Source organism: Cyanothece sp. BG0011 (assembly GCF_003013815.1).
In the GTDB taxonomy this organism is placed as follows: domain Bacteria; phylum Cyanobacteriota; class Cyanobacteriia; order Cyanobacteriales; family Microcystaceae; genus Crocosphaera.
Genome location: NZ_PRLH01000182.1, coordinates 1 through 1152, shown reverse-complemented (window position 1 = coordinate 1152; position 1152 = coordinate 1). Strand labels below are relative to the sequence as shown.

Annotated in this window: 1 protein-coding gene and 1 pseudogene; both read left to right on the top strand. The window is 34.7% G+C overall.

Annotated elements, in window-relative coordinates; translation table 11 throughout:
• Positions 1 to 350 (top strand): annotated as a pseudogene (locus C4E06_RS21890) (hypothetical protein); the annotation flags it as partial.
• Between the two features lie 14 nt (positions 351 to 364).
• Positions 365 to 1152: hypothetical protein (locus C4E06_RS21885; RefSeq protein WP_107670512.1), on the top strand; the 788-nt coding region annotated here is incomplete at its 3' end.

Genomic DNA, 1152 nt, shown 5'->3' with positions numbered 1-1152 from the left:
ACCCATTTGGGATTTTAGCGGTTACAATAATTTTACAACGGAAACAGTTCCAGAGTCTCAAGACAAAAAGACGAAAAATGCAGTGGTATTATGAATCTTCCCATTTTAGTAAACCTTTAGGGGATTTAGTATTAAATACAGTCTTTAATTATGAAGATGAAAAACATTTTATTCCTGATGAGTTTGGGGTTTTACTAACATCAGAAAATATAGAAAGCCACTTAGCAAAAATCAGGTTAGACCAAAAAAGATATGAAAAGATGAATCAACAAGATGTTAAGGTTATTAAAGAATTAGTGAATCAATATTATTCAAAAAGTGATTTAGAAAAAATCAAAAGCCAACCTTAGTGAGTAAATACCCAATGAATAACCATAAACCAATTCAACCCCCTGTATCTCTCTGGATTCTTGTAGCAAGAACTGATGTTCCTTATATGCTGCAAACCATTTCCCATTTAGTTCGTTCTTGTAATTATCCGTTTGTTGAGCGAGTTTTAGCCATGGATACAGCCCCACTTATAGGGGATAAACGTTATCGATATGATACAGGAAGTCAAGAAGAATTAGAGCAAGCTTGTCAAACTTTGATAGATGAAAAAATCATGGACAGGGTGGATAAAATTGATTATCATCCAGAGCTAATTAAAAGTATTTATGAAAAGTATTTTGGCTCTGAACAAGCTCCCAAAATGCTTAATCATACCCATAACTGGAAAGGGTCAACGGTTTATGCTTCTTTGTACTGTATTGAAGCAGCAAAAAGCGATTATTATTTACATTTTGATGCTGATATGCTCTTGCATCAAGATCCAGGGTTTGATTGGATTACAGAAGGGATAAACTTGATGGATTCTGTGCCAAACATTGCTACTATTCGACCTTTTTGTGGGCCACCTCATCCAGAAGGCAAAATTATTCATCCACCCAATTTTTATAAAGATGATAGAGGCTTTTATGGTCACAAATTTTTTAGTATGAGGGCGTATTTAGTTGATAGAAAACGATTTGCTCAATTGTCTCCTATTCCTCTTATATGGAAATATCCTCCTTTATGGTCACGGTATTTACCACAACCCTTACAGTTTTTAGCTGCTAAAATTGAAAGAAAACTACGCAAAACACCAGGTTCCGTTCAAGGGGCAATTGAGTC